Annotated in this window: 23 protein-coding genes and 2 pseudogenes; 6 read left to right on the top strand and 19 right to left on the bottom strand. The window is 67.5% G+C overall.

Annotated features, from left to right (window positions below; genetic code table 11):
• Positions 1 to 35: 35 nt before the first annotated feature.
• On the bottom strand, positions 36 to 551 hold the full coding sequence (locus tag ACFQ4H_RS26250; RefSeq protein WP_377575473.1) for a hypothetical protein: 516 nt from the start codon (positions 549 to 551) through the stop codon (positions 36 to 38).
• Positions 552 to 1,138: 587 nt separating this feature from the next.
• On the opposite strand from ACFQ4H_RS26250, the gene ACFQ4H_RS26245 reads away from it, so the two are divergent.
• Entirely contained in the window at positions 1,139 to 1,918 is a 780-nt protein-coding gene (locus tag ACFQ4H_RS26245; protein ID WP_377575470.1) for a hypothetical protein, read from the top strand.
• Between the two features lie 62 nt (positions 1,919 to 1,980).
• On the opposite strand, the gene ACFQ4H_RS26240 is transcribed toward ACFQ4H_RS26245, so the two are convergent.
• Both ACFQ4H_RS26240 and soxR read right to left on the bottom strand, forming a co-directional pair.
• Positions 1,981 to 2,181, bottom strand: a complete 201-nt coding sequence (locus tag ACFQ4H_RS26240; protein ID WP_377575467.1) for a hypothetical protein — start codon at positions 2,179 to 2,181, stop codon at positions 1,981 to 1,983.
• 132 nt (positions 2,182 to 2,313) lie between these two features.
• Positions 2,314 to 2,781, bottom strand: coding sequence for a redox-sensitive transcriptional activator SoxR (soxR, locus tag ACFQ4H_RS26235; protein WP_377575464.1), 468 nt, complete (start codon positions 2,779 to 2,781; stop codon positions 2,314 to 2,316).
• Positions 2,782 to 2,831: 50 nt separating this feature from the next.
• Between soxR and ACFQ4H_RS26230 the strand changes: the two genes are divergently transcribed.
• On the top strand, positions 2,832 to 4,307 hold the full coding sequence (locus ACFQ4H_RS26230) for an MFS transporter (protein WP_377575462.1): 1,476 nt from the start codon (positions 2,832 to 2,834) through the stop codon (positions 4,305 to 4,307).
• Between the two features lie 39 nt (positions 4,308 to 4,346).
• Here the strand turns inward: ACFQ4H_RS26230 and ACFQ4H_RS26225 are convergent, their stop codons facing one another.
• The 8 genes and pseudogenes from ACFQ4H_RS26225 to ACFQ4H_RS26190 form a co-directional block, all read right to left on the bottom strand.
• Entirely contained in the window at positions 4,347 to 4,886 is a 540-nt protein-coding gene (locus ACFQ4H_RS26225) for a hypothetical protein (protein ID WP_377575460.1), read from the bottom strand.
• A 339-nt stretch (positions 4,887 to 5,225) separates the two neighbouring features.
• Positions 5,226 to 5,678 (bottom strand): SitI3 family protein, encoded by a 453-nt coding sequence (locus tag ACFQ4H_RS26220; protein WP_377575458.1) that lies wholly within the window; start codon positions 5,676 to 5,678, stop codon positions 5,226 to 5,228.
• A 7-nt stretch (positions 5,679 to 5,685) separates the two neighbouring features.
• Positions 5,686 to 6,093, bottom strand: coding sequence for a CdiA C-terminal domain-containing protein (locus tag ACFQ4H_RS26215; protein WP_377575501.1), 408 nt, complete (start codon positions 6,091 to 6,093; stop codon positions 5,686 to 5,688).
• A gap of 189 nt (positions 6,094 to 6,282) precedes the next feature.
• Positions 6,283 to 6,801, bottom strand: a pseudogene (locus tag ACFQ4H_RS26210) (DUF6244 family protein); the annotation flags it as partial.
• Positions 6,802 to 6,996: 195 nt separating this feature from the next.
• Positions 6,997 to 8,034, bottom strand: a complete 1,038-nt coding sequence (locus ACFQ4H_RS26205; RefSeq protein WP_377575456.1) for a LacI family DNA-binding transcriptional regulator — start codon at positions 8,032 to 8,034, stop codon at positions 6,997 to 6,999.
• 122 nt (positions 8,035 to 8,156) lie between these two features.
• Positions 8,157 to 8,996, bottom strand: coding sequence for a carbohydrate ABC transporter permease (locus tag ACFQ4H_RS26200; RefSeq protein WP_377575454.1), 840 nt, complete (start codon positions 8,994 to 8,996; stop codon positions 8,157 to 8,159).
• The gene (locus ACFQ4H_RS26195; RefSeq protein WP_377575452.1) at positions 8,993 to 10,009 is read right to left on the bottom strand and encodes a carbohydrate ABC transporter permease; all 1,017 of its coding nucleotides are present in this window, start codon (positions 10,007 to 10,009) and stop codon (positions 8,993 to 8,995) included. Before ACFQ4H_RS26195 ends, ACFQ4H_RS26200 begins: the two co-directional genes overlap by 4 nt.
• Before the next feature lie 55 nt (positions 10,010 to 10,064).
• Positions 10,065 to 11,354 carry an extracellular solute-binding protein gene (locus ACFQ4H_RS26190; RefSeq protein WP_377575450.1) on the bottom strand — a complete coding sequence of 430 codons (1,290 nt, stop codon included), beginning with the start codon at positions 11,352 to 11,354 and terminating at the stop codon, positions 10,065 to 10,067.
• Between the two features lie 276 nt (positions 11,355 to 11,630).
• On the opposite strand from ACFQ4H_RS26190, the gene ACFQ4H_RS26185 reads away from it, so the two are divergent.
• The 3 genes from ACFQ4H_RS26185 to ACFQ4H_RS26175 all read left to right on the top strand — a co-directional run bounded on the left by ACFQ4H_RS26185 (position 11,631) and on the right by ACFQ4H_RS26175 (position 15,877).
• Positions 11,631 to 13,256, top strand: a complete 1,626-nt coding sequence (locus ACFQ4H_RS26185) for a glycoside hydrolase family 43 protein (RefSeq protein ID WP_377575447.1) — start codon at positions 11,631 to 11,633, stop codon at positions 13,254 to 13,256.
• Positions 13,257 to 13,634: 378 nt separating this feature from the next.
• A complete protein-coding gene (locus tag ACFQ4H_RS26180; protein ID WP_377575444.1) occupies positions 13,635 to 14,999 on the top strand; it encodes an endo-1,4-beta-xylanase in 1,365 nt (454 codons plus the stop codon).
• A gap of 239 nt (positions 15,000 to 15,238) precedes the next feature.
• Positions 15,239 to 15,877 carry a polysaccharide deacetylase family protein gene (locus ACFQ4H_RS26175; protein ID WP_377575442.1) on the top strand — a complete coding sequence of 213 codons (639 nt, stop codon included), beginning with the start codon at positions 15,239 to 15,241 and terminating at the stop codon, positions 15,875 to 15,877.
• Between the two features lie 57 nt (positions 15,878 to 15,934).
• On the opposite strand, the gene ACFQ4H_RS26170 is transcribed toward ACFQ4H_RS26175, so the two are convergent.
• The 3 genes from ACFQ4H_RS26170 to ACFQ4H_RS26160 form a co-directional block, all read right to left on the bottom strand.
• A complete protein-coding gene (locus tag ACFQ4H_RS26170; RefSeq protein ID WP_377575439.1) occupies positions 15,935 to 16,831 on the bottom strand; it encodes an extracellular catalytic domain type 1 short-chain-length polyhydroxyalkanoate depolymerase in 897 nt (298 codons plus the stop codon).
• 11 nt (positions 16,832 to 16,842) lie between these two features.
• On the bottom strand, positions 16,843 to 17,061 hold the full coding sequence (locus ACFQ4H_RS26165) for a hypothetical protein (RefSeq protein WP_377575437.1): 219 nt from the start codon (positions 17,059 to 17,061) through the stop codon (positions 16,843 to 16,845).
• A gap of 256 nt (positions 17,062 to 17,317) precedes the next feature.
• Positions 17,318 to 17,713: an NUDIX hydrolase gene (locus ACFQ4H_RS26160; protein ID WP_377575434.1), complete on the bottom strand. Its 396-nt coding sequence runs from the start codon at positions 17,711 to 17,713 to the stop codon at positions 17,318 to 17,320.
• Positions 17,714 to 17,972: 259 nt separating this feature from the next.
• Here ACFQ4H_RS26160 and ACFQ4H_RS26155 point away from each other — a divergent pair, with 259 nt between their 5' ends.
• Positions 17,973 to 18,644 (top strand): GNAT family N-acetyltransferase, encoded by a 672-nt coding sequence (locus ACFQ4H_RS26155; protein WP_377575431.1) that lies wholly within the window; start codon positions 17,973 to 17,975, stop codon positions 18,642 to 18,644.
• A gap of 19 nt (positions 18,645 to 18,663) precedes the next feature.
• Here ACFQ4H_RS26155 and ACFQ4H_RS26150 read toward each other — a convergent pair whose 3' ends face one another.
• The 5 genes and pseudogenes from ACFQ4H_RS26150 to ACFQ4H_RS26130 form a co-directional block, all read right to left on the bottom strand.
• Entirely contained in the window at positions 18,664 to 19,224 is a 561-nt protein-coding gene (locus tag ACFQ4H_RS26150; protein ID WP_377575429.1) for an NUDIX hydrolase, read from the bottom strand.
• A gap of 452 nt (positions 19,225 to 19,676) precedes the next feature.
• Complete coding sequence (locus ACFQ4H_RS26145; RefSeq protein ID WP_377575425.1) at positions 19,677 to 20,375, bottom strand: TetR family transcriptional regulator; 699 nt, start codon at positions 20,373 to 20,375, stop codon at positions 19,677 to 19,679.
• Positions 20,317 to 20,784: a thiol-disulfide oxidoreductase DCC family protein gene (locus tag ACFQ4H_RS26140; protein ID WP_377575422.1), complete on the bottom strand. Its 468-nt coding sequence runs from the start codon at positions 20,782 to 20,784 to the stop codon at positions 20,317 to 20,319. The genes ACFQ4H_RS26145 and ACFQ4H_RS26140 overlap by 59 nt, the downstream gene beginning before the upstream one ends.
• Positions 20,784 to 21,290, bottom strand: a complete 507-nt coding sequence (locus ACFQ4H_RS26135; protein ID WP_377575419.1) for a hypothetical protein — start codon at positions 21,288 to 21,290, stop codon at positions 20,784 to 20,786. The genes ACFQ4H_RS26140 and ACFQ4H_RS26135 overlap by 1 nt, the downstream gene beginning before the upstream one ends.
• 210 nt (positions 21,291 to 21,500) lie before the next feature.
• Positions 21,501 to 22,002, bottom strand: a pseudogene (locus ACFQ4H_RS26130) (glycoside hydrolase family 3 protein); the annotation flags it as partial.

Here is a 22,002-nt window from a genome sequence, read left to right as displayed (position 1 = left end):
GTCGAACTCCGACGCGGCTGCGGTGCCCAGATCCTTTACGCGCTCGTGGCTCCGGCGCCGGTGGTGTGCGCTTCGGTGCGCCGGACGACCTGGATACCGAGGACCGCGGTGACAACGAGTGCCACGGATGCGGCGACCAGCAGCAGGCCGCTCTCGCCCCAGGCCGTGCGCATGTACTCGCCCCCTCTCTCGGTGGTGAACAGGTACTGCACGGCCGCGAGGAGATTGACGGGGAGGGCGATGATGGCGCTGATTCGCCATTGGGACACCGGGGCTGCGGGAGCGAACGGTTTTCCGGTGCGCCGGCTTTGGGCGAGCCAGAAGACGACGGCGGCGACGGTGGTGAGCAGGGTGAGGAACAACAGCCAGGCCGTCACCGAGGACAGCTCACGGAGCGGCACGATGGTGTCGAGCATTTCCACAATCGCGGAGCCGTCGTGAGTCACCACACCGATGCGGTGCTGGTACAGGGCGATGGCGGCAATGGTGTGGAAGACGTCAACGACTACGAGTGCGACCAGGGCGGTCACGGCAGGGCGGTCGGCCGGCATCTGACGACGGTAGCCGATGGTGAACCATCGCGGGAGTGTTGAATGATCGGCTCGTGGGTTGCCTGGTGGAGTCCGCGCTGGGGACGTCGGGTTCCGCCGCGACGTATGCCCTGCTGGCAATCGGTAAAAGACTCTCCCGGGTCCCTGGGGATCAGGTCAGGAATCTGATCGGACGCGACTGTCGAGCATGTCCGGGACACGACGAGAGACGGCTGATGATTCAACCCGGTTGATGGTCGCCGGATCCGTCCCGCCTGATGTCGGACGGTGGATCTGGGAATTGGGGTGACCCTGCGGGGGCCGTCGGGCGCTGACCGGGTTGGAAGGGCGGCCGAATTCCGGCGGGCGGGGCGTGACGTGGCGCTGGACGGGTAACCGGCCGTAGCCGTACGAGGAGCGGGCGCTGGACGGGTAACCAGCCGTGTAGCCGTACGAGGAGCGCCTGACGTTGCGCGACGCGTTCCCTGGGCCTGAACCAGCGTCAGCGGTCGTCCCGCCGTGCCGGCGCGTCGGCGGTCCGGTCGGAATCGAGTCGGAGTCGCTGGCATCGATGGCAAAGATGAATCGTAACGGGGAGGCGGAGAAGAATGCCTTTCGAAGTCGAGGTCATATTAGAGGGAATCTACAACACGCTGGACACCGAAAGTGATGAGGCGGATAGGGACCTGGAGGTTCGTGGCACGCTGGGTGTGTGCGTCGGGCCGCCTCCCGGAAACAACCGGGTGTGTCATACGTTGTTCAGGAGGGCGGACGACGAGGGGGTGTCGATCGATTACCTTGAAACCTTCAAAATCGACGTCGGCCGTAACGTTGACATCTACCCCGGCGAGACCATGAGGATAGGCGGCCATTTGAAGGAGGACGACGACTGGAGCAAGGACGACGACTTCGGAGATCGTGGAATAACCTTCGATCACGACTACTTCAGGGACAAGGATCAGGAGGTCCGCCACGAGATACAGTATCCGAACCTCTCGGGCCAGGAGGTTTTCGTCTATTACCGGCTCCGCAAGGTCAGGGATCTGGATGTCGGGCCTGATCAGCCGAAGCCCGACGTCATTCAGGCGTTGAGCCGAATCGGCGTGGACTTCAGCGTCGAGGAGGCCGCACTCCGTGCCTGGTTGGCCGATCCGGCCCACACGCCGTATCCGGCAATTTCCGAAGCACTTCTACGCATGGGGCGGACGCTCGTAGCGCCCGTCTTCCTCGATGTCATAGTTTGGAACTACGAGCACACTCCCGGGGTCTCGTCGCCCCGAAGTGTCTCCGACGTACGCGACGACGTCCTGAAGGCAGCCATTCTGGACGGATACAACGTGCGTTACGGGCAGGCGGTTAAGGACTTCGCACAGATCGTCCGCCCCTGATGGCACGTGCCACCGTTGCGGCCGGTTCGCCGAAGACCTGTCGGCAGTGACTCCGGTCTGCTTCAGAGCCCTGTCGTGCCCGTCCGCAGACGGTGGAGATGCTCCGACAGTTCCGTCGCCACCTGCTCCGGTTCGGCCAGGCAACGCCATGCCGGGACCCGATGGACCGTCGCCGTGTCGCCGACGATGTCGAGGCGGGCGAGTATCTTGCGTAACGCGCGGCCGTCGGAGTTGCCGGCCGGGTCGTCCACGAAGACGGCCACCTCCGCGCCCTCCTGCCGTACGACCAGATCAGCGATCGATAGCGGTCCTTCTGCCGGGCGGCGTGCCGTGATCGGTTCAGAGCGCACCTCCGTGATCGCCGATCGACCCCAGTCGAGGTGTGCCCGAGTCCGTCAGTCGAATGGCCGTTGCTGGTCGCGCTGGGGTAGTCGGCGCGGGCCGGTTCCCTGTTCGCCCAGCTCATCCGCAGGATTCAGCACCCTGCACCGCTGCAGTGACAGGCAACCGCAACCGATGCATCCGGTGATCTCCCGTTCCAGTTCCTCGATCTCGCGCCTTCGTGCCTGAAGATGACCGGCCCAGCGTCGTGAGATGCGCTCCCAATCGCGCTTGGCTGGCATCCGGTCGTCGGGCAGGGCGGCGAACACCTCGGTCACCTCGGACAGCGGAATGCCCATCCGCTTGGCTACCAGGATCAACGAGATGCGTCTCAACACGTGCCGTCGGTAGCGACGCTGGTTGCCCGCCGTCCGCTCGGATGTGATCAGCCCCCGGTCCTCGTAGAAACGCACTGCCGACGTGGCGATTCCCGCCCTGCGGGCGACCTCGCCGACGGTGAGCAGGTCTGTCGGAGCCTTCACTGCCAGCCACCTTGACTTCAAGTGCACTTGAATTCCTAGCGTAGCCGCCCATGAGCAACTCGCCGAGCCCAGCCGCCCCACCAGCGCATCCGGGAGCCGATGTCGAAGCCTCCCGCCACCCGGCACGGCAGGAAGGAGGCTGGGCCGACCTGTTCCGGCCGCCGCACCTGACAGCCGCCCTCATCCTCGCCGGCGGGGTCGCGCTGTACGCGATGAACCTCTACTTCACGGCAGCCCTCATGCCGTCGATCGTCGACGACATCGGCGGCGCTCGCTACTACGCCTGGGTCGCGACCGGCTTCCTCATGGCCGCTGTCATCGCGTCGATGTTGGTCAGCCGCGTTCTGGGCGGGATGGGTGCCGCGCGCTCGTACACGGTCGGCTTCAGCGTCTTCGGCCTCGGGGCGGCGCTCAACGCGGTCAGCCCGTCGATGGAGATGCTGATCCTCGGTCGGGTGGTGCAGGGCTTCGGCGGTGGGTTGCTGGCGGGGCTCGGTTACGCGGTGATCAGGAGCGCGCTGCCCGATCGGCTGTGGACGCGGGCCGCTGGACTGGTCTCGGCGATGTGGGGTGTGGGCACGCTCGTCGGTCCCGCACTGGGCGGACTGTTCGCTCAACTCGATGCCTGGCGGTGGGCCTACGGACTGCTGCTTCTCGCCGCGCTCGTCCTGGCCGTCCTATCTCCCCGGGCCCTGCCCCGCGAACCGCGGACCGCCCGGGAAACTGCACCGGTTCCCTGGTTCTCGCTGGTACTCCTGACCCTTTCGGCGGCGACCTTCAGCGTTGGCTCGACGCTGCCACCGGGCTTTGCGACAGTCGCAGCCGTCCTCGTCGGTGGAGTGCTGATCGTACTGTTCATCGTGGTCGACCGGCGCGGCAAGGCAACCGTGCTGCCGCAGCTCACGTACCACCGGGCGAACAACCTCAAGTGGGTGTACCTGACCGTCGCCGCCCTGTGCGCGGGCGTCATGGTGGAGACCTTCATCCCGTTGTTCGGGCAGGAACTCGGCGGTCTTGGCCCGCTGGCCGCCGGACTGCTCGGTGCCGCGCTCTCCGTCGGATGGGTCGTCGCGCAACTGTTCAGCGTGAACCTGGTTGCCGAGCGGGCGAGGAGCCTGGCGATCCGGCTCGGCCCCGTCGTACTCGCGGTGGGATTGATCATCTACGGCACTCTCCAGGTCGGGGAGGCGTCGACCGTACGCATGATCGTCTTCGCGGTGGTCCTCTTCGTCGCCGGGGCCGGCATCGGTGTGGCGTTTCCACATTTGAGCGTGGCGGCACTGCGCAGCACCCAGGACGAGCAGGAGGGCAGCAAGGCGGCAGCGGCCCTGAACACGACGCAGCTCATCGCGTACTCCGTCACCTCCGCGATCGCGGGCACACTCGTCAGCATGGGCGGCCCGTCGCTGCTCGACTCGGCTCGGTACATGATCCTCGGAGTGGCGGCCATCACGGTGGTCGGCACGCTCACAGGTGCCCTCGCTACCCCTGGCCTCAACCGTTCGAAGGCGGCGTCAGGCCGGTAGGCCGATCCACCACGCACGCGGGTGCAGCCCGTTGTCCGGTCAGCGCATCGCCTCCACCTTCGGCTGCACCCGCCGTGCCCCGGCGGAACTGAATCCGAGCAGTGCGAGACCAGCCAGTACGCCCGCCCACGGGGCCGCCGCCTCGGTGACGGCAAGGCTGACGGCCGAGCCGACCGCCGCCAGCCCGACCATGGTCCAGCCCAGCCGGGCGAAGACCGGCGCCCCGAAGGCGTTGGCGAACGGCAGGAAGTGGGCGCCGACGACCAGAATGACCCATGGGACCGTGAGCACCGGCAGGTGCAGCACGTTGTTGATCAGGTTTGCGCCGACCGGGATCCCGATCGCCATCGCCGTGACCGACGTCCCGTATATGCGGATCGCGCGCCGCGACGGCGGCTCCGACGGCACCGACCTGTTGGACGGGCGGATCACGGCGAACCACACCACGGCCAGGAACGCCACGACTCCGGTGACGCGTATCAGCAGGCCTGCCGGTGCGGGCAGGTCCCCCGCATTGATCAGAACGAAGGCAAGGCCGCCGCTGGAGCCGATCATCGCCCCGATACGTTCGCTGCGCATTTGATCATCTTCGCATTGCGACAGCAACCGACCGCCTCGGCGGACTCACCCGGTCGACGAACCGTACGTGGACCAGAACCTCCCGGGGTTGATGCCGACGTCCCTGAGCGGCCTGTCCAGGAACATCCGGGAGTAGGCGACGAAAGTTCGGCCGGTCCGCGAGGTGCTCGTACAACTCGACGGCCTTGCGCCGGCCGCCGACGCGTTCAGCCGCGTTGAGGCTCGTCCGGGTCGAGTCCGTACTGTAGAAGCCGTCATTGGCCGGCAGGTCCGACGATGGCCGGTAGCGCGACCAGTTCTGCTGATGAAGTTCCGTTTCTGCCGTCAGCCGATGGTCGCTTATTTGCCGAAAATGTTGTCGTAGTTCTCGTCGTACCAGGTGGCCACGTTGTGCTTGCGCAGTTCCCCGCCAAAGCGGGTTAGTAGCAGCCAGTCCCCGTTCAACGTAAGTGCCGCATCCTCGGTTCGACCAGCTAGCACGCGGGCCACGGCCGCTATCATGTTCGGCACCCCGTATCGGGACAGATCATTCTTGCTCATGCGGAACGTTGCATCGACGTAGGCCTCGGGCTCCCACTCCCACTGTGAACCGTCATCGTCCTGTGCTTCGTAGTAGCCATGGCTGCCTGACGTAATGCTGACCGTGTACCCACGAGACTCTTCAAGGTCCGCACTGAGCAGTCGTGGGTAGCCGGGCGGGGCCGGAGCCTCGATAGCTTCCGGAGCGGCCAGTGCAGCCACCTGCTCCAGTGGGATGTCGCCGGCCAGGGTCAGGTGGTATTCGATCGCCATGTCGGTATTATCCTTGATCTCGTCGTACAACTTGAATGATCGCACCGCTTCTCGTGACCGCCAGCATCTCCTTCAAGTCTGGTATCGGCCAGTCGGCAAACTGCTTCTGCAAGGCGGAAAGTTCACCATCCCAGTCGTGGAGATTCAGTGTGATACGTTGAGCCTGCCGTTTTTCCATCTTCGCGGAGACCTGGCTCCAGATGCCTCGTGTCGATTTCCCGGGCGTCGGGGAGTAGCAGTCGAAGACGTAGTCCTCGATCAGGTAATCTGGGGAACTTGCCGGATCGCCAGTGTCGCCGGTGTTCAGGCGCGCTTCGGCGACTTGCTGTTTTGTGGGGTTCTGGTGGACTCGGTAGCCCTTGTCCGCGACCGTATCGGCGCATTCGTTCTCCAATTCCAGGGAACGTTGCTGCACAGGTCCATCCTTTGGCGAGATCTTGGTACGCGGTCCGGTCGGCGACCCACCAGGAACGCCGGTGGGCCTCCTGGACCAGGGCACCAGGGTGCCGTGGCCATTCGAGACGGGGTCGGTTGATCTGGCGGTCGTCGAGGCCTGATCGCTGGTGTTGGCGCTGGTCGGTGGGGAACCGCCAGCCGCGATCGAATTCCCGAGGATCCCCAGTCGGTGTGCCTCGGCAACTGCCGTTTCAACGCTTTGCCGGGCAGTACGCTGCGCAACCAGAGTCAGCATCTCCCTGACGTTCGCCAGTGTTTGCAACAAAGGCCCGGGTTGCCCACCCTGGAGGACGGCAACGACGATTCGCCGGACCTCATCTGCCTGGGCGATGGCGCTGGCCGCCGCATTACGCACCGAGTCGACGGCGCCCTGCACGAGTGACAAGCCGGTAGCTGCATCCTGCGGGGAGGCTCCGTTCGGCACGACCGCCGTTGCCTTCGTCGCCTCACTAATCGAGACGGCAAGGCTACCCAGGCCATTCTGGAGGAGGATGATCGCTTCTCGTACCTGGGTCATGCCCATCGCCACCGCAGTGAACCCGGCGTCCGCAGCTCGCCGCGCCACCTCCTGTGCCTTGTGGTCGGTAACAGTCGTTAGTCCATGCGCTCGCTCCACGCCAGTCATCAACGTCCGCAACTCGCCAGTGATCTTCTCGATATGTGACACGAGCTGGATCCTTCGATGAAAAAGCTCTGCGTGGGTATGTCTCCAGCGATCCGATCAGTGCCATCGGCTCGCGGTGGCCCGTGATCGGGTTCGGCCCGTGTAAAGCTGCCGATAGGCGCCCGTCCACCCGCTATCGCAGGAGATGTTGGCTGTCGTTTGTCTACGCGGCGCTGGCCCCGGAGGGCCTGTACCAGTTCAGCCGGGCGGAGCGGCGGCGCTGTCACGTACCACCAGTTCGGTGGCGAGCTCGACGCGTGGGCTTTCGATCCGTTCGCCGTGTGCCAGCCGGAGCACGGTACGGGCGGCGAGCATGCCCATCTCCGCGAGCGGTTGGCGGACCGTGGTCAGCGGGGGCGAACACCAGCGGACCTCCGGCAGGTCGTCGAAACCGACGACGCTGATGTCATCCGGTACGCGCAGACCACGCTGCCGGACCGCCTCGTAGACGCCGAGCGCCATCTGGTCGCTGGAGGCGAAGATGGCGGTGGGCGGCTCGGGCAGCCCGAGAAGTTGGCCGCCCCCGACAAAGCCGGCCTCGTGGTAGAAGTTGCCGGGGCAGATGAGCTTGTCGTCGACGGCGATTCCCGCCGACTCCAGCGCGGTACGGTAACCGTCGAGGCGGGCACGACTGCACATCAGCTGTGGTGGCCCGGCGATGAACCCGATGCGTCGGTGGCCGAGTCCGATCAGGTACTCGGTGGCGCGCAGACTGCCGACCCAGTTGGTGGCACCGATCGTGGGTGCCTCCTGCGGGGGTACGCCGGCCGGGTCGACGATCACGACGGGGATGTTCAGTCGGTGCAGCTCGGTTTGCAGGGGTGGTTCCAGGGTCGAGGTCACGAAGATGACACCCTCGGTGGAGCGGGCGCGCATGTTGTCCAGCCACTGCTTGGCCGATGAAGTCCGGCGGTGGATCGCCGAAACCACGGTGCCGACCCCGGCGGCATGCGCGACGTCCTCGACGCCGCGAATGATCTCGACGGCCCAGGGGCTGTCGAGATCGTTGAAGACCAGGTCGATCAGCCCGGAGCTGGCCCGCATACTGGGTGGCCGGCGGCGGTAGCCGTGTCGCTTCAGCAGCTCCTCGACGCGCTCACGGGTCTGCGGAGCGACGTCGGCACGACCATTGAGGACCCGCGACACGGTCGGCACGGACACTCCGGCCAGCCGCGCGATCGTCGCGATGGTCACTTTCCGCTTGTCGTCGGAACCCACCGGTCGCCCTTTCGTCATTGGTCGAGCCTACGGCTGTCGATCAGTATTCGACGCTGTCGGTCAGCCGTCGACGGCGTCGGTCCCGTCCCTGACACCGCCCACCAGCTCCGACACCGCCGATCAGCCCTTGACACCGCCGATCAGCCCTTGACGCCGCCGGCGAGGCCTCCGACGAGTTGACGCTCGGCCAGCGCGTAGAAACCGAGGGCCGGGACCATCGAGAGCACCACGTACGCCAGCACCCGGGCGGTGTCGTCGGCGTACTGGCCCTGGAACGCCTGCACCCCGACGGGCAGGGTCCACCAGCTCTGGTCGGTGAAGACGACCAGCGGCAGCATGAAGTTGTTCCAGCTGGAGACGATCGCCAGCACCGATACGGTCGCCAGCGCGGGCCGGGCCATCGGCAGCAGGATCCGCCAGAAGAACCCGAACGCGTCACAGCCGTCCAGGGTGGCGGCCTCCTCGACCTCGGCGGGAACCGTACGGAAGAACTGGCGCAGGATGATGATGGTGACCGGTAGGCCGAACGCGGCCTGGGGCAGGATCACGCCGAGTGGATTGTCCAGCAGACCCAGGCCACGCAACAGGATGAACAGCGGCAGGATCGCGACCGCGAACGGAAACATCAGCCCGACCGCGAAGAGCGTGAACAGGAACTCCCGTCCCCGGAACGTGAAGCGGGCGAAGACGAACGCGGCCAGCGCCGAGGCACCGACCATGACCAGGGTGGTGGCCAGCGCGATCAGGACGCTGTTCGTCAGCTGACGCCAGAACACGCCGGAGGTGAGGATGTCGGTGTAGTTGGCCGGTATCCACGGGGCAGGCCAGCCCAGCGGGTTGGTGGAGAGTTGGCCGTTGTCCTTGAAACCGCCGAGCACCCCGAATCCGATGGGCAGCACGATGAGTACGCCGATGACGACGGCGATGAGGTGCAGGACGCCGCGACGCACCCGTACCGCAGGGTTCTTCGTGGTGGTCATCGCTGGACTCCCCGGGTGGTGATGGCGCCCTCGGTGTCGCGGCGCATGACTATCCGCTGGTAGAGCAGGGCGAAGACGAAGCTCAGGAGGAACATGACGATGGAGATTGCGCTGGCGTAGCCGACCTCGAAGCGGCGGAAGCCGTACTGGTACATCGTCACGGCCATGGTCTCCGAGGCGTGGATCGGTCCGCCGCCGGTGAGTACCCACACCATGTCGAACAGTTGGATGGTGCCGATCACCGACAGGAACACGCTGATCCGGATGGTCGGACCGAGCAGCGGCAGCGTGACGTGCCGGAACACCTGCCAGGGGCTGGCGCCGTCGGTGGTGGCGGCCTCGGCGAGTTCGCGGGGGATGCTCTGCCGTCCGGCCAGGTAGAGGACCAGGTGGAGGCCGAAGTACTTCCACGAGATCACCAGGAACAGCGCAAACAGTACGGTGTCCGGGTTGGCGAAGATCGTGCCGGCTTCGGCCCCCAGCAGGCGGGACAGCGTGTCACCCAGGCCCCGGTTGGGGGAGAACACCAGGGTGAACAGCACGGCGGTGGTGACCTCGGAGAGCACGTACGGCGCGAAGAAGACCAGCCGGTAGACGCTGCGACCCTTCAGCGGTTGGTTGAGCAGCATGGCCAGCCCCAGCGCCACCGGAAGCTGGACCAGCAGGGACAGCAGGATGAGTACGAGTGCCCGCCACAGGTCGCCGAGGAACGTCGGATCGCCGAAGGCTCGAACGAAGTTGTCCAGCCCCACGAAGTCGTCCGGCAGACCGAAGCCGTTCCATTTGAACGCGCTGGCGTATCCGGCGACCAGGATCGGGGCGATGACCAGCAGCAGGAACAGCACCAGCGCCGGGGCCAGGAAGACGACGATGGTGCCCGGGCGGCTCGACCGGCGGCGGTTACGGCCCCGGTCCCGGCGGCCATGCGTCAGCCTGGCCGCCGGGACGGGTGCCGAGAGACCGGTTCCCGTGTCGTCGGATCGCCGGTGGGGAACCGTCGGTGGCGTCGTCATTCCTGCCCCACGTGGTGTGTGGTGGCGGGTACGGGCCCTTGGTCGGTGGACATGGCTATTGGCTCTTCGCCACCGTGGTGATGTCCTTGACGATCTGCTCCGGCGTCTTCGTACCGGCGATCAACTCGGCGACGCTGTCGTTGACCTGCTGCCCCACCGCCGGGGGATACGCCTGGTCGAGGTAGAGCTGGAACCCGGTCGCGCTGGCCAGGCTCGCCGCGACGACCTGGTTGTTCCGGTCGGTGATCGCGTCGGCGGCTTCCCGTACGGTCGGCAGCACCGCACCCGTCGCTGCGGCCCTGCGCTGGTTGGCCACGTCCAGCAACGTCCTGAGCAGGTCCACGGTCGAGGCGGGGGCGTTGCGGCCCACCGCGAAGCCGTTGCCGCCGCCGAACGCCTCGGAGACCGACCCTTTGCCACCGTCGACCGCCGGGAACACGAAGTAGCCCAGCTTGTCGCCCACGCCCTTCTTGCTCGTCGAAGACGAGTTCTGCACCGTGGGTGCCCACTGGCCCATCAGTTCCATCGCCGCACCGCCGTTGCCCATCGTCGCCGCCTGCCCGTCCGGCGAGCTGTATTCCGCGCCGAGGAAGCCCTTCTGGAACGGCTGTAGGTCGACCAGTTCCTTCAGCCGTTGACCGGCGGCGATGAAGTCGGGAGTGTCGAAGCTCTTCTCGTCGGCGGCCCTGCGCAACGCGTCCAGTCCGCCGATCCGCATGGCGAGGTAGGCCCAGTAGTAGTGGCCGGGCCACTTGTCCTTACCCGCCAGCGCGATCGGGACGATGCCCGCCGCCTTGATCCTGCCGACCGTGCTGAGCAGTTCCGCCCAGGTCGCCGGAGGGGCGGTGACGCCGGCCCTGGCGAACAGGTCCCGGTTGTACCAGAACCCGACCATGCCGACGTCGAACGGAACGCCGTAGATCCTGCCGTCGATGGTGAACGGCTGTACCGCTGCGGGGAGGAGTTTTCCGATCCAGGGCTGCACGTCGGCGGTGATGTCCTTGACCAGGCCCGCGTCGACCTGCTGTTTGAGCACCCCACCGCCCCACGACTGGAACAGGTCCGGCGGCGAGCCTGCCTGGGTGGCGGTGGTCAGCTTGGCCTTGAACGCCTCGTTCTCCAGCGGCTGAATCGCGATCTTTACGGTGTCGTGCGCGGTCTCGTACTCCTTGGCCATCGCCGCCCAGACCGGCAGCATCGGCTCGGTGTTCTGGATGTGCCACCAGTCGATGGTCTGTCCTCCGTCCGATGTGGAGGAATCGTCGCCGCAGGCGCCCAGCAGGAACGCGCCGGCGCTGACACCGGCCAGACTCAGCAGCGATCTGCGGGAGAGGTGCGCTGTCATGTGCCATCCCTTCGAGGACTTATGCCGTACTCGGATGCCGAACCAGTCGGCGGGAGGTGCCGGAACGCGTCACCGAAACTTTCGAAACCTTGCCGGTATTCCTGGATGATGGCGTGCACGTTACGACGTGCATACTCTGCGGTCAATATACTGTCGAATTTCGATGTGATCGGTTACGGTGGGCGGGATTCCGGGAGCGTTCGGGGCTTGAGTTTCCGGAACCCGACCGGAACCTGATCGGAACACGACCGGAAGTCGGACCGAAGGAGTCGAAACATGTCGACCGAGATCGCAGACGTGGCCACCGCCGCCCGGTCGATCCGCAACCCCGTCCTGTCCGGGTTCCACCCGGACCCCTCGATCCTGCGTGTCGACGACGACTACTACCTGGCCACCTCGACCTTCGAGTGGTATCCCGGAGTGCGGCTGCACCACTCCCGCGACCTCGTGCACTGGCGGGCCCTGCCCGGGATCATCACCGAGCGGCGACTACTCGACCTTCGGGGCTGCGGCGACTCGAACGGGGTCTGGGCACCCGACCTGTCCCATCACGACGGGCTCTTCCACCTCGTCTACAGCGACGTGGCCAGCTTCGCCAGCGGCTACTGGGACCCACAGAACTTCCTCACCACCGCCCCGGACGTCACCGGGCCATGGTCGGATCCGGTGCGGTTGCACTCACACGGGTTCGACGCCTCGCTCTTCCACGACGAGGATGGCACGAGTTGGCTGCTCAGCATGAGTTCCGACTGGCGGCCCGGCCGGGACCGCTTCGCCGGCATAGAGATCCAGCGGTACGACACCAGGCAACGGCGACTGGTCGGTAGGGCGCGGATCATCTTCAGTGGTACGGAGGTCGGCCTCACCGAGGGACCACGGCTGTACCGCCACGACGGGTGGTACTGGCTCGTCACCGCCGAGGGGGGCACGAGCTGGGAGCACCAGGTGACCGTGGCCCGCTCCCGGGACCTGTTCGGACCGTACGAGGTGGCGCCGGACGGGCCGCTGCTGACCTCGGTGGGGCGCCCCGACCTGCGGTTGCAGAAGGCCGGTCACGGCAGCCTCGTACGTACCCAGCACGGTCAGTGGTACCTCGCCCACCTCGTCGCCCGCCCCGGTACCCCGTTCGGCAACTGCGTGCTGGGCAGGGAGACCGCGATCCAGCGGGTCGACTGGGCCCCCGGTGCCTGGCCGAGCATTCCCGGCGGCGTTCCCGCCGACGAGGTCGCCGCGCCCGACCTGCCCACCCACCGGTGGCCGGACGAGCCGGCCACCGACCACTTCGACACCGACCAGTTGGCGACCTGGTGGTCCACGCTGCGCCGTCCGGCCAGCAGCGACTGGGTCGACCTGCGTACCCGTCCCTCGTACCTGCGCCTGCACGGCGGCCAGTCGCCCGTCGGCAGGCAGTGGCCGAGCCTCGTCGCGCGCCGGGTCGGGTCGGCGCACTGCGAACTCTCGACCGTGGTGGAGTTCCAGCCCGCCGACCACCGGCAGTTGGCCGGCATCACCGCCTACTACAACACGCTCAACTGGCACCACCTCTACCTGACCCGCGCCGACGACGGTCGTACCGTGCTGGAGTTGCTTAGCTCCGACAGCGGTCGGCGTACGGCCCATCCCGAGCTGACCGTCGACGTCGGGACCGCCACCCGGGTCGGCCTGCGCGTGTTGATCGACGGACCGGTGGCGCGGTTCAGCTACGACCTCGGCGGAGGCTGGCGGCAGTTGCCGATCGACCTGGACGCCACCATCCTGTCCGACGAACACGCTGCGCTGATCATCGATGGCGAGCCCGCCGCCTGGGGCTTCACCGGGGCGTTCCTCGGCCTGTGGGTGCAGGATCTCGGCAACGACGGCGCATACGCCGACTTCGACCGGGCCACCTACCTCGAACACTGACTCGGATGGTGCCGGGCCAGACAAGATCGATAATTTGCGTACCTGTTTCGGAAACCGCGCTCGTAGGCGAATTCGAGAGTCGTGGCGCAGCACCACTGACTTCGGCGCTTCGCCGGTGAAAGCCGCAGCCCACGAGCCTGACCGGGAACCGTACCCGCTCCGATAGTTTCCGAAAGTCGTTGACGCTGTGAAAACGGGCTGCCGAGAATCATTACGGCGAATGGAGTTGCTCCAGACGGGCCTGCCGCCAACGCCTCCACGGCGTACCCGGCCCATCGCGACAGCAGCCCCGATCCTGGAGGCGAGGCCCGAGGCTTCGATGTCGCTCGCTGATCCCCCCACGTGCCCCGTTCTACCTGTTCCGTGGAAGGAGCAGCAGTGACCAGCAGATTCTCTCCAGAGACAGCGTCGCGTCGTCGAACACAGCTGCGGAACGCGATCACGGTAGGTGCCGTCGCCGTACTCGCGGTGGGTGCCGGCCTCACCGTGGCGACCCGGACCAGCGCCGCCTCGACCCTGGGTGCCGCGGCAGCGGAGAAGGGCCGCTACTTCGGCACCGCCGTCGCCGCCAACCGGCTCGGCGAATCGGCGTACGCAACGGTGCTCAACCGGGAGTTCAACTCGGTGACCCCGGAGAACGAGATGAAGTGGGATGCCGTCGAGGCGTCCCGTGGCAACTTCACCTACGGCTCGGCCGACCAGATCGTCGACCATGCCGTCAACCGTGGCATGAAGGTACGCGGCCACACCCTGGTCTGGCACTCCCAGCTGCCCGGCTGGGTCAGCAGCCTCTCCTCCGCCACCGAGGTGCGTTCCGTGATGAACAACCACATCACCCAGGTGATGACCCACTTCCGAGGCAAGATCCATTCCTGGGACGTGGTGAACGAGGCGTTCGAGGATGGCAGCAGCGGCGCGCGCCGCAACTCCGTCTTCCAGCAGCGCCTGGGCAACGGCTACATCGAGGAGGCGTTCCGTACCGCCCGCTCGGTCGACCCGGGTAGCAGACTCTGCTACAACGACTACAACATCGACGACTGGAGTCACGCCAAGACACAGGCCGTGTACAACATGGTCCGCGACTTCAGGAGCCGGGGCGTACCGATCGACTGTGTCGGCCTACAGTCCCACTTCAACAGCCAGTCCCCGGTGCCGGGCAACTACCAGACGACGATCTCGAGCTTCGCCGCCCTCGGTGTGGACGTGCAGATCACCGAACTGGACATCGAAGGCTCGGGCACCAGCCAGGCCAACAGCTACCGCACCGTCGTCAACGCCTGCCTGGCCGTGTCACGCTGCACCGGCATCACCGTCTGGGGCATCACCGACAAGTACTCGTGGCGGGCCAGCGGCACACCGCTGCTGTTCGACGGCAACTACAACAAGAAGCCGGCCTACGACGCCGTCCTGGCCGCCCTCGGTGGTACGGGCACCCCCACCTCACCCGGTCCGACCAGCTCACCGCCCGGGGGCGGCAACTGTTCCACCACCTACACCGAAGGACAGAAGTGGAGTGACCGGTTCAACGGCAGCGTGACCGTGTCCGGCACCAGCAACTGGATCGTCACCGTGACGGTCACCCCGCCGCAGCGGATCATCGCCACCTGGAACGGCAACCCGACCTGGGACAGCAGCGGCAACGTGATGACGATGCGGCCGAACGGCAACGGCAATACCTTCGGCTTCACCGTCATGCACGGCGGGAACTGGTCGTGGCCGGCCCTGACCTGCCGGATCGGCTGACAACGGGCTGGCTTGACATCGGGTCGGCTGCCGGTGGCGGACCACCGTAGCTGAACCTCGCCCATCGAGCCGTGCGGTACGGCGACCGCATCTCGATCGCCGGTGACCTGGCAAGCGCCTCCGGGTCGCCGTACCGCACGGTCACCTCGTCCCGCCCGCCACAGGAGCCCGGTGCAGCGACTCCTACCAACTCCCAACGGGACGGGCGTTCCTGCCCTCTACGGCGTTGAGAGGTCCCCATGTTCTCGTCCGACAGCATTCGCCCGAAGCAGCGGCCCGGCAGCGGCATCGTCGACACCGCGCGGGGCACCGGAAAGGCCGTCAGCTTCACCTTCGACGACGGCCCCAACCCCCGCGACACCCTGCGGCTGCTCGACGTGCTGGGCAGGCACCGCGTCAAGGCGGTGTTCTGTCTGTGGGGCGACCACGTCGAGGAACACCCCGACGTCGTACGGCATCTCGTGGCTGCCGGACACACGCTCGGCAACCACGCCATGCACCACGACGACATGAGCGGTTGGGGTCCGGAGCGGATCAGGGCCGATCTGCGGGCGACCAGCGCCGCGATCCAGCGTGCGGTGCCGGGAGTACGCATCCCGTACTTCCGCGCTCCCTACGGCGCCTGGGGATCGACCCCGTCAGTGGCCGCGTCGCTGGGCATGCAGCCGCTGGGCTGGCAGTTGGCCGTCACCGACTGGGAACCGCCCGGCACCGGCGAACTCGTCCGGCGGCTACGGGAGGGCATCACGCCCGGTGCGGTGGTGCTGCTGCACGACGGCGGTGGCGACCGTGGTCAGACGGTCGAGGCCGTGGACCGCGTCATCCCGCTGCTGAAGGCGCAGCGTTGGCGGTTCACCCTGCCGGAGTTGGGCTGCTGACCACGTGCCCCGCAGCGGTGGGGGACGGACGAACCCCCACCGCTGCTCAGGTACGTGTCACAGGGCGGCGCAGGTCAGGCTCGGGTTGGGGACCGGTCCGTTGGCCTGGAAGCCGAACTCGGTGGACGTGCCTGCCGACAGCCGTCCGTTGTAGCTCATGTTCGTCACCTGGATGGTGCCGCCGGTGGCGCTGAACTGGCCGTTCCAGGAGTTGACGACACTGTTTCCGGTCGGCAGCGGCAGCGCGACCCGCCAGCCGTCGACGCCGTCACTGCCGGCCGTGACCCGTACCGCCGCCACGTACCCGGCCGGCCAGGAGTTGGTGACGGTGAAGGTCGTCGTACACCCGCCGGGGCCCGGGGGAGGCGTGGACGGCCCCGGTGACGAGGTCGGGGACGGTGACGAGGTCGGCGACGGACCGGCGGTGTCCAGACCGAGGAACGTGATCGCCGCGGCTGCCTGCACCGGCAGGTTGTGCGGGGTGTTGGCCATGCTTACCGCCTCGACCAGCACCTGACCCGCACCGTTGGCGTAGCGGGTACGGGTCCAGTTCGGCTGTGGACTGTCCGTCGAGGTCGGGGTCTGGCTCAGCCCGTGGACGTTGGTCCACTGCTTGATCGCCTCGCCGAAGTTGACGTAGGAGAGGATCTCGTCGTTGGTGCCGTGCCAGAGTTGCATCCTTGGCCGTACGCCGGTGTAGCCCGGGTAGGCGTTGCGGACCAGGTCGCCCCACTGCTGTGCGGTCCTCGTGATCTGCCCCTGGGCGCAGGCACTGTTCCACTTGTTCGGCCCGGCGAAGCAGGTGAACGGCACCCCGGCGAAGGCCGCCCCGGCCCTGAAGACGTCCGGGTACGCCCCGAGCAGCACGTTGGTCATCATCGCGCCGGACGAGACACCGGTGGCGTAGGTGCGGTTGGGATCGGCGTTGTGGTTCTGCTGCACGTACCTCGTCATCGACACGATGCTCAGTGAGTCACCGCCACCAGCAGCGCCGGGCGTGGTGCGACGTTGTCCGGAACGTAGAGGTACATGCGTAGGTTGCCGGGGTTGGTGCCGAAGTTGGTGACCTCGGTCAGGGTGGCGGCCCGGGTCGGCACCGTCACTGCCATCACCGCCGCGATCGTCGCCGCGACGACGCCGGCCATCGCGAGCCGGATCGCGTGCGGTCTCCTGGGTGGCTTCATGAGCCTTTGCTCCTCCTGCTGCTGCGCAGGCCGGCTGCAGCAGTGCCGTCACCTGCGCCGACGGAACTCTGCCGTCCTCCCGCGGTCACGCGAAGCGCCCTTGGCAGAGGATGGATGGCCGCCGCCGGGGTGCGGTCCATGCCGGCTCCCGAGGCGGATGTTAGGCGCGGCCGTGTGTCCCGGCACGAACTATCGGTGTGTGCACGGCATGATTGCGCCGAGTGGCGCATCTGCTGCGATGAATGACTGCCGGGTCCTACAGTTCGCCGTTGGCGCGCAGCCAGTCGAAGATCATCTGTCCGCCCAGCGTGAGTTCGTCCCGAACGGAGTAGTCCAGCCAGGCGAACTCCTCGATCTCGCTGCCGGCTTCGATCGTTCCGAGATAGTCGGCCCGGTAGCAGGTGATCCGTACGATCGTGCCCTCGGCGTGCCGATGCGCCGGCGCCTCGAAGATCTTCGCGAACTCGATCGTTCCGTCGACCAGGTCGACGCAGAGCTCCTCCTTGATCTCCCGGCTGAGCGCCTGGTGATCGGTCTCGCCCATCTCCCGCTTGCCACCCGGGACGTAGAACACGTCGTTGCCGTACGAGCGGGCGCAGAGGATCCTGCCGTCCTCCACCCGTAGCCAGGCGAGCTTGTCGATAAGCTTCATGTCCGGGTCCCTGTTCGTCGTCGTCTCGGTCGGTGGTGGGTGCCTGCTCGGCCCGGTGGGGCTCGTGTCAGGGCAGAAAGCGATCATGCTGATTTCCTAGGAAGCTTAGGGGTAGGGGTGCCCCCTCCCACAATGGGACCGTCAGCGTCCAGCCGATGGCGGCCGACCGGCCTACGATCATGGGTGTGGCGATCGTCTACGGGCGGTTACGTCACACCCAACGACCACGTGGGTCTGGCTCGTCAGGAGGAGCAGACGGATGCTTGACCGGCGGCTCTACCGCCACCTGGTGACCTGGCTGGGGCAGTGGCCGGCCCGGCAACCGGTGCATGTCGTGGGCTCGACCCGCCGTACCGAACCGGGTTGGGACGGCAGGCTGCACCCGGTGATCGGCGTCGCCGATCCGGACCGGATGGTGCTCTCGGTGCCGCCGGGCCGTACCGAGCGGGTCCGGGAACTGCGGCATCTCCCACCCGGGAAGCTGTTGGCCGCCCTGCCCGAGGCCGTCGGCCACGATGACTGGTACGGCTACCGGGCGGTGTTCCGCTACACACTCGCCCCGGCGCCGCTGCCCGAGGTCGGTGAGTGGCTCCCGGTGGACGACCCGGTGGTGCCGCCGTGGCTGCGCCCGTTCGGCGGGGAGGTGCTGGTCGTCCGGGACGGCGCCGGTCGCTACCTGGCCGGGGCCGGCATCAAGCGGCACGACCGGTACGGGCACGAACTGTCGGTCGGCACCGAGCCGGCAGCACGTGGCCAGGGACTGGCCCGACGGCTGGTCGCCCGGGCCGCGAGGCGGGTGCTCGATGAGGGGGCGGTACCGACGTACCTCCACGAGCCGGCCAACATCGGTTCGGCCCGGGTCGCCGAATCGGCGGGCTTCGCCGACCGGGGCTGGTGGGCGTACGGACTCTCGTCCGGGACGACCAACTGAGGCAAACCGGTGCGGCCCGCTAGCCGGGCCAGGTCACCCGGGCCAGGGTCTCGCCGACGTTGGGTTCCGTCGTGGCCAGCGCCTCCTCGACGGACAGCCATCGAAGTGCTGCCGCCGGGTCCTCCGGTCGTATCGAGTCGGGGTGGTCGGTCGCCAGTACGAACCGTACGTCGAGGTGTTCGTGTGCCGGCTCGGCGGGAGAAGCAGCCACCGGGACGATGATGACGTGCACCGGCGCGGTGTCGGGCCACGGGACAAGATCGGTCAGCCCGGTCTCCTCCCGTGCCTCGCGCAGCGCGACGGCCAGTGGCTCCACCTCGCCCGGGTCGGCGTGCCCGCCGACCTGTAGCCACGCCTGTAGGCGGAGGTGCCAGCGTAGGAGCACCCGCCGGCTGGCCGGGTGGATGACCAGCGCGGACCCGGTGACGTGCAGCGGTGCGGCCCGACTCCACGGATCTTCGCCGGCTGCCAGGTGGCGTGCCCGGTCGACGTCGGCGGCTTCGGCATCGGTACGGGGACGGTAGTCGGCCAGGATCTCGGCGAGTGGGGTGAGCGTACGGGCGGCGCTGTCTGCCGTCATGCCGGTCCAACTTTCTTGGAGGCGTCTGGTGCCCGTCCACGGTAGTGGCGGTGCCGCCCGGTCCGGCCGAGGAGGGGTCGGCAGGCGGCCGGGTCGAGGGATGGGCGGCGGGGCGTACCCGGGAAATGACGCGGACCGTGGACCCGAACGGGCCCACGGTCCGCATCCGTCCCCAGGTCGTGGCTCGTGGCGGGCCGGTACCCGAGGGACGGCTGCGCGCAGGTACGGCTGTGCTCAGGCGACGGCTGACTGTGGACTTCGTCGAAGATCGCCAGCGGCGTAAGTGCTGTCAGGGAGCAACGCCCGGCCGCTGGCAGTAACGCTACGTATCCGAGGATGACCTTTCAAGATGCCCGGACCGAATTACCCGTTAGGTTGGTCGGCGCTGGTACGCCACCCTGTCGAAGACAGGTCATCTGTCCCTGAGTCGATCCGTCGATAACGGAAAGTAACTAGTGGCGGATGCTGCGAATCAATTCGAGCACCTCGCGGGTGACCGGCCGCAACACCCGGAGCCGGGAGAGTCCGACCAGCCGATCGATCAGCGGCACTGATCCGTCGATCAACCGGCGGGTCTTCGCCTGTTCGGGTGACCGGTCGTGCACCCAGTAGAGGATCACCCCCATGTACGCCAGCCACAGCAGTTCGGGCAGGTCGGTACGGAGCTCGGCGTCGACCTTGGCGGTCGAGCCCTCCAGTACCTCACGGAACAGCCCGATTGCGGCGAGGCGAGGCTCCGAGGACTCGGCGGAGAACGGGCTCAGCGGCGAAGTGGGCTCGGCTGCGGTCTTGAAGAACGTCGCCGCGAAAGCGTGCGACGGTGTCAGCACGTCGACGCCCGCGTGCAATGTGCCACGTAGTCGCGCCGCGAAGTCGGTTTCCCGGCTCAGCAGCGGGGCGACTGCCGCCCGGTGCTCGACCTGGGCAGATTGGTAGAACCCCTGGATCAGGTGTTCCTTCGAGTCGAAGTAGTAGTAGGCGTTGCCCACCGCCACCCCCGCCTCCTGGGCGATGGCGCGCATGGTCGTCTGCGCGTACCCGCGCTCGCGGAACAGCCGCATCGCCGTGTCCAGGATGAGCTGCCGGGTCTGCTCACCACGTACCGTCGTCGGCTGGACCGCAGCGGTCGTCGGCGCATTCTGCTCGGTCATCGCTGTCACCGTATCCCGGGTCCCGGCTCCGCTGACGGACCGCCGACGCTGCCGCGATCATCCGCCGGGCCGCTGGCAGCAGGTGCGGGCTGGCCAGCCGGTCCGCCGTCGCCCGGTAGTCGGCCAGGGCCCACAGGCAGGCCAGCCAGGCGCCGTCACCGACGTAGATCTCGCCGGTGTCGGCCACGACGGTGATGTCGCGCAGCGTGGCATCGTGGTCGAGGCCGGGGAACTGCTGCCGGGCCTGCGTCGACCCGGCGGGCACGAAGACCAGCGGTACGAGTTGGGCGCGTGACTCCAGCCAGCGTCGAGCGGTTCGGCACAGGGGGCAGTGCCTGTCGTAGAGGACGGTCAGGGAGCCGATCCCAGCGGCCCCGTGAGCGCTGGGATCGGCATCGGAGAAGGTCATCAGGGTTGGGCGGGGGGCGTTGGCGGAGTGGAGGGCGTCGGCGGGGGCGGGGGAGTGGAGGGCGGGGCGACCGGCCCGGGGCGGCCGACGGGAGCCGGGGCGGCGTATGCGGGATGCATCGGCAGTCGGCCGGCCGGTGCCAGCGGTGGATGGGTGGCGAGCTGGCGGAGCCGACCGCGTCGGTAGCGGTTCAGGGCGAAGACGTTGAAGAAGTGCAGTGCGCCCAGCACCAGCAGCACCAGGCCGATCTTCATCGACAGCTCCTCCATCGCCTGGCTGGTCGAGTCGATCGGATCGGAGTGCCGCATCGCGACCGTGACGTAGCCGAGGTTGAGCAGGTAGAAGCCGACCACGAGGAGGCTGTTGACCGCCTTGGCCAGCCGGCTGTCCGTGAAGACCTCCTCCAGGAAGACCAGCCCGTTGCGGGAGAGTGCGCCGGCCACCCAGATGGTCAGCCCGATGCTGATCGCCAGGTAGACCAGGTACATCCAGACCTTGGTATCCATCCGCACGCCCTTTCTTGAACGTGTTCAGGTCTTGGGTGTCCTGAGTGTACGGCCAATCTGAACGTGTTCAACAGAGGCTGCGACGGCGTGCGGGGTGACGGTGGGCACGCGAGATCCCCGTGATGCGCAAGATCCCCGTGATCAGGGGTGCTGGGCTGTGACACGCCAGCGACACGCGGGAGTCATTCCCTGATCACGGGGATGGGTGCGTCAGTGGGCGGCTGCGGCTAGACCGAGGGCCTCGGCTGCGGCCCGGCCGTTGGCGTGGCTGGCGCCGTACGTGGTGACGAAGGCCCGCGCTCCGGCTGGCCGCCAGCTCGACGGCCAACCCATCTCGACCACGGCAACCGGGTGCTCGGCGGCCAGCGCCTCGACCAGTTCGGCCGCCCCGGCCAGCCGGTGCAGGTGCCGTCCGACCAGCACGATCGGCCGGCTCCCGGCCAGTTCGCGCAGGGCGGCAGCCTCGGTCTCGGTGGCCACCACCGGGAGTTGCTCGGTGCCGTTGAGGTGCGGACCGAGCCCCCAGGGCACCCGCCCCTCGGCGATGGTCGACGCCGAGAGGAGTTGTACGACCAGCGGGGTGTCGAGGCCGGCGAGGACGCCCTCCACGCGTACCGCGCGCCGCGCTGCGGCGTACCCGAGATCGGTCGGCACCGGGTGGACCGGCGTGGCCGGCCGGGTCCAGGCGGCCAGCGCGGCGGCACTCGCGGCA

This window comes from Micromonospora sonneratiae, assembly GCF_042679305.1.
GTDB classification, from domain to species: domain Bacteria; phylum Actinomycetota; class Actinomycetes; order Mycobacteriales; family Micromonosporaceae; genus Micromonospora_H; species Micromonospora_H sonneratiae.
This window is presented reverse-complemented; position numbering and strand designations above follow the sequence as displayed.

Coding starts and splice junctions, on each gene's coding strand:
- ACFQ4H_RS26170 (WP_377575439.1), bottom strand. CDS start 16,831: ATGACGAGGTACGTGCAGCAGAACCACAACGCCGATCCCAACCGCACC.
- ACFQ4H_RS26135 (WP_377575419.1), bottom strand. CDS start 21,290: ATGGATACCAAGGTCTGGATGTACCTGGTCTACCTGGCGATCAGCATC.
- ACFQ4H_RS26165 (WP_377575437.1), bottom strand. CDS start 17,061: ATGAAGCCACCCAGGAGACCGCACGCGATCCGGCTCGCGATGGCCGGC.
- ACFQ4H_RS26160 (WP_377575434.1), bottom strand. CDS start 17,713: ATGAAGCTTATCGACAAGCTCGCCTGGCTACGGGTGGAGGACGGCAGG.
- ACFQ4H_RS26190 (WP_377575450.1), bottom strand. CDS start 11,354: ATGACAGCGCACCTCTCCCGCAGATCGCTGCTGAGTCTGGCCGGTGTC.
- ACFQ4H_RS26225 (WP_377575460.1), bottom strand. CDS start 4,886: ATGCGCAGCGAACGTATCGGGGCGATGATCGGCTCCAGCGGCGGCCTT.
- ACFQ4H_RS26150 (WP_377575429.1), bottom strand. CDS start 19,224: ATGACGGCAGACAGCGCCGCCCGTACGCTCACCCCACTCGCCGAGATC.
- ACFQ4H_RS26175 (WP_377575442.1), top strand. CDS start 15,239: ATGTTCTCGTCCGACAGCATTCGCCCGAAGCAGCGGCCCGGCAGCGGC.
- ACFQ4H_RS26185 (WP_377575447.1), top strand. CDS start 11,631: ATGTCGACCGAGATCGCAGACGTGGCCACCGCCGCCCGGTCGATCCGC.
- ACFQ4H_RS26245 (WP_377575470.1), top strand. CDS start 1,139: ATGCCTTTCGAAGTCGAGGTCATATTAGAGGGAATCTACAACACGCTG.
- ACFQ4H_RS26250 (WP_377575473.1), bottom strand. CDS start 551: ATGCCGGCCGACCGCCCTGCCGTGACCGCCCTGGTCGCACTCGTAGTC.
- ACFQ4H_RS26220 (WP_377575458.1), bottom strand. CDS start 5,678: ATGGCGATCGAATACCACCTGACCCTGGCCGGCGACATCCCACTGGAG.
- ACFQ4H_RS26205 (WP_377575456.1), bottom strand. CDS start 8,034: ATGACGAAAGGGCGACCGGTGGGTTCCGACGACAAGCGGAAAGTGACC.
- ACFQ4H_RS26145 (WP_377575425.1), bottom strand. CDS start 20,375: ATGACCGAGCAGAATGCGCCGACGACCGCTGCGGTCCAGCCGACGACG.
- ACFQ4H_RS26155 (WP_377575431.1), top strand. CDS start 17,973: ATGCTTGACCGGCGGCTCTACCGCCACCTGGTGACCTGGCTGGGGCAG.
- ACFQ4H_RS26200 (WP_377575454.1), bottom strand. CDS start 8,996: ATGACCACCACGAAGAACCCTGCGGTACGGGTGCGTCGCGGCGTCCTG.
- ACFQ4H_RS26195 (WP_377575452.1), bottom strand. CDS start 10,009: ATGACGACGCCACCGACGGTTCCCCACCGGCGATCCGACGACACGGGA.
- ACFQ4H_RS26140 (WP_377575422.1), bottom strand. CDS start 20,784: ATGACCTTCTCCGATGCCGATCCCAGCGCTCACGGGGCCGCTGGGATC.
- ACFQ4H_RS26230 (WP_377575462.1), top strand. CDS start 2,832: ATGAGCAACTCGCCGAGCCCAGCCGCCCCACCAGCGCATCCGGGAGCC.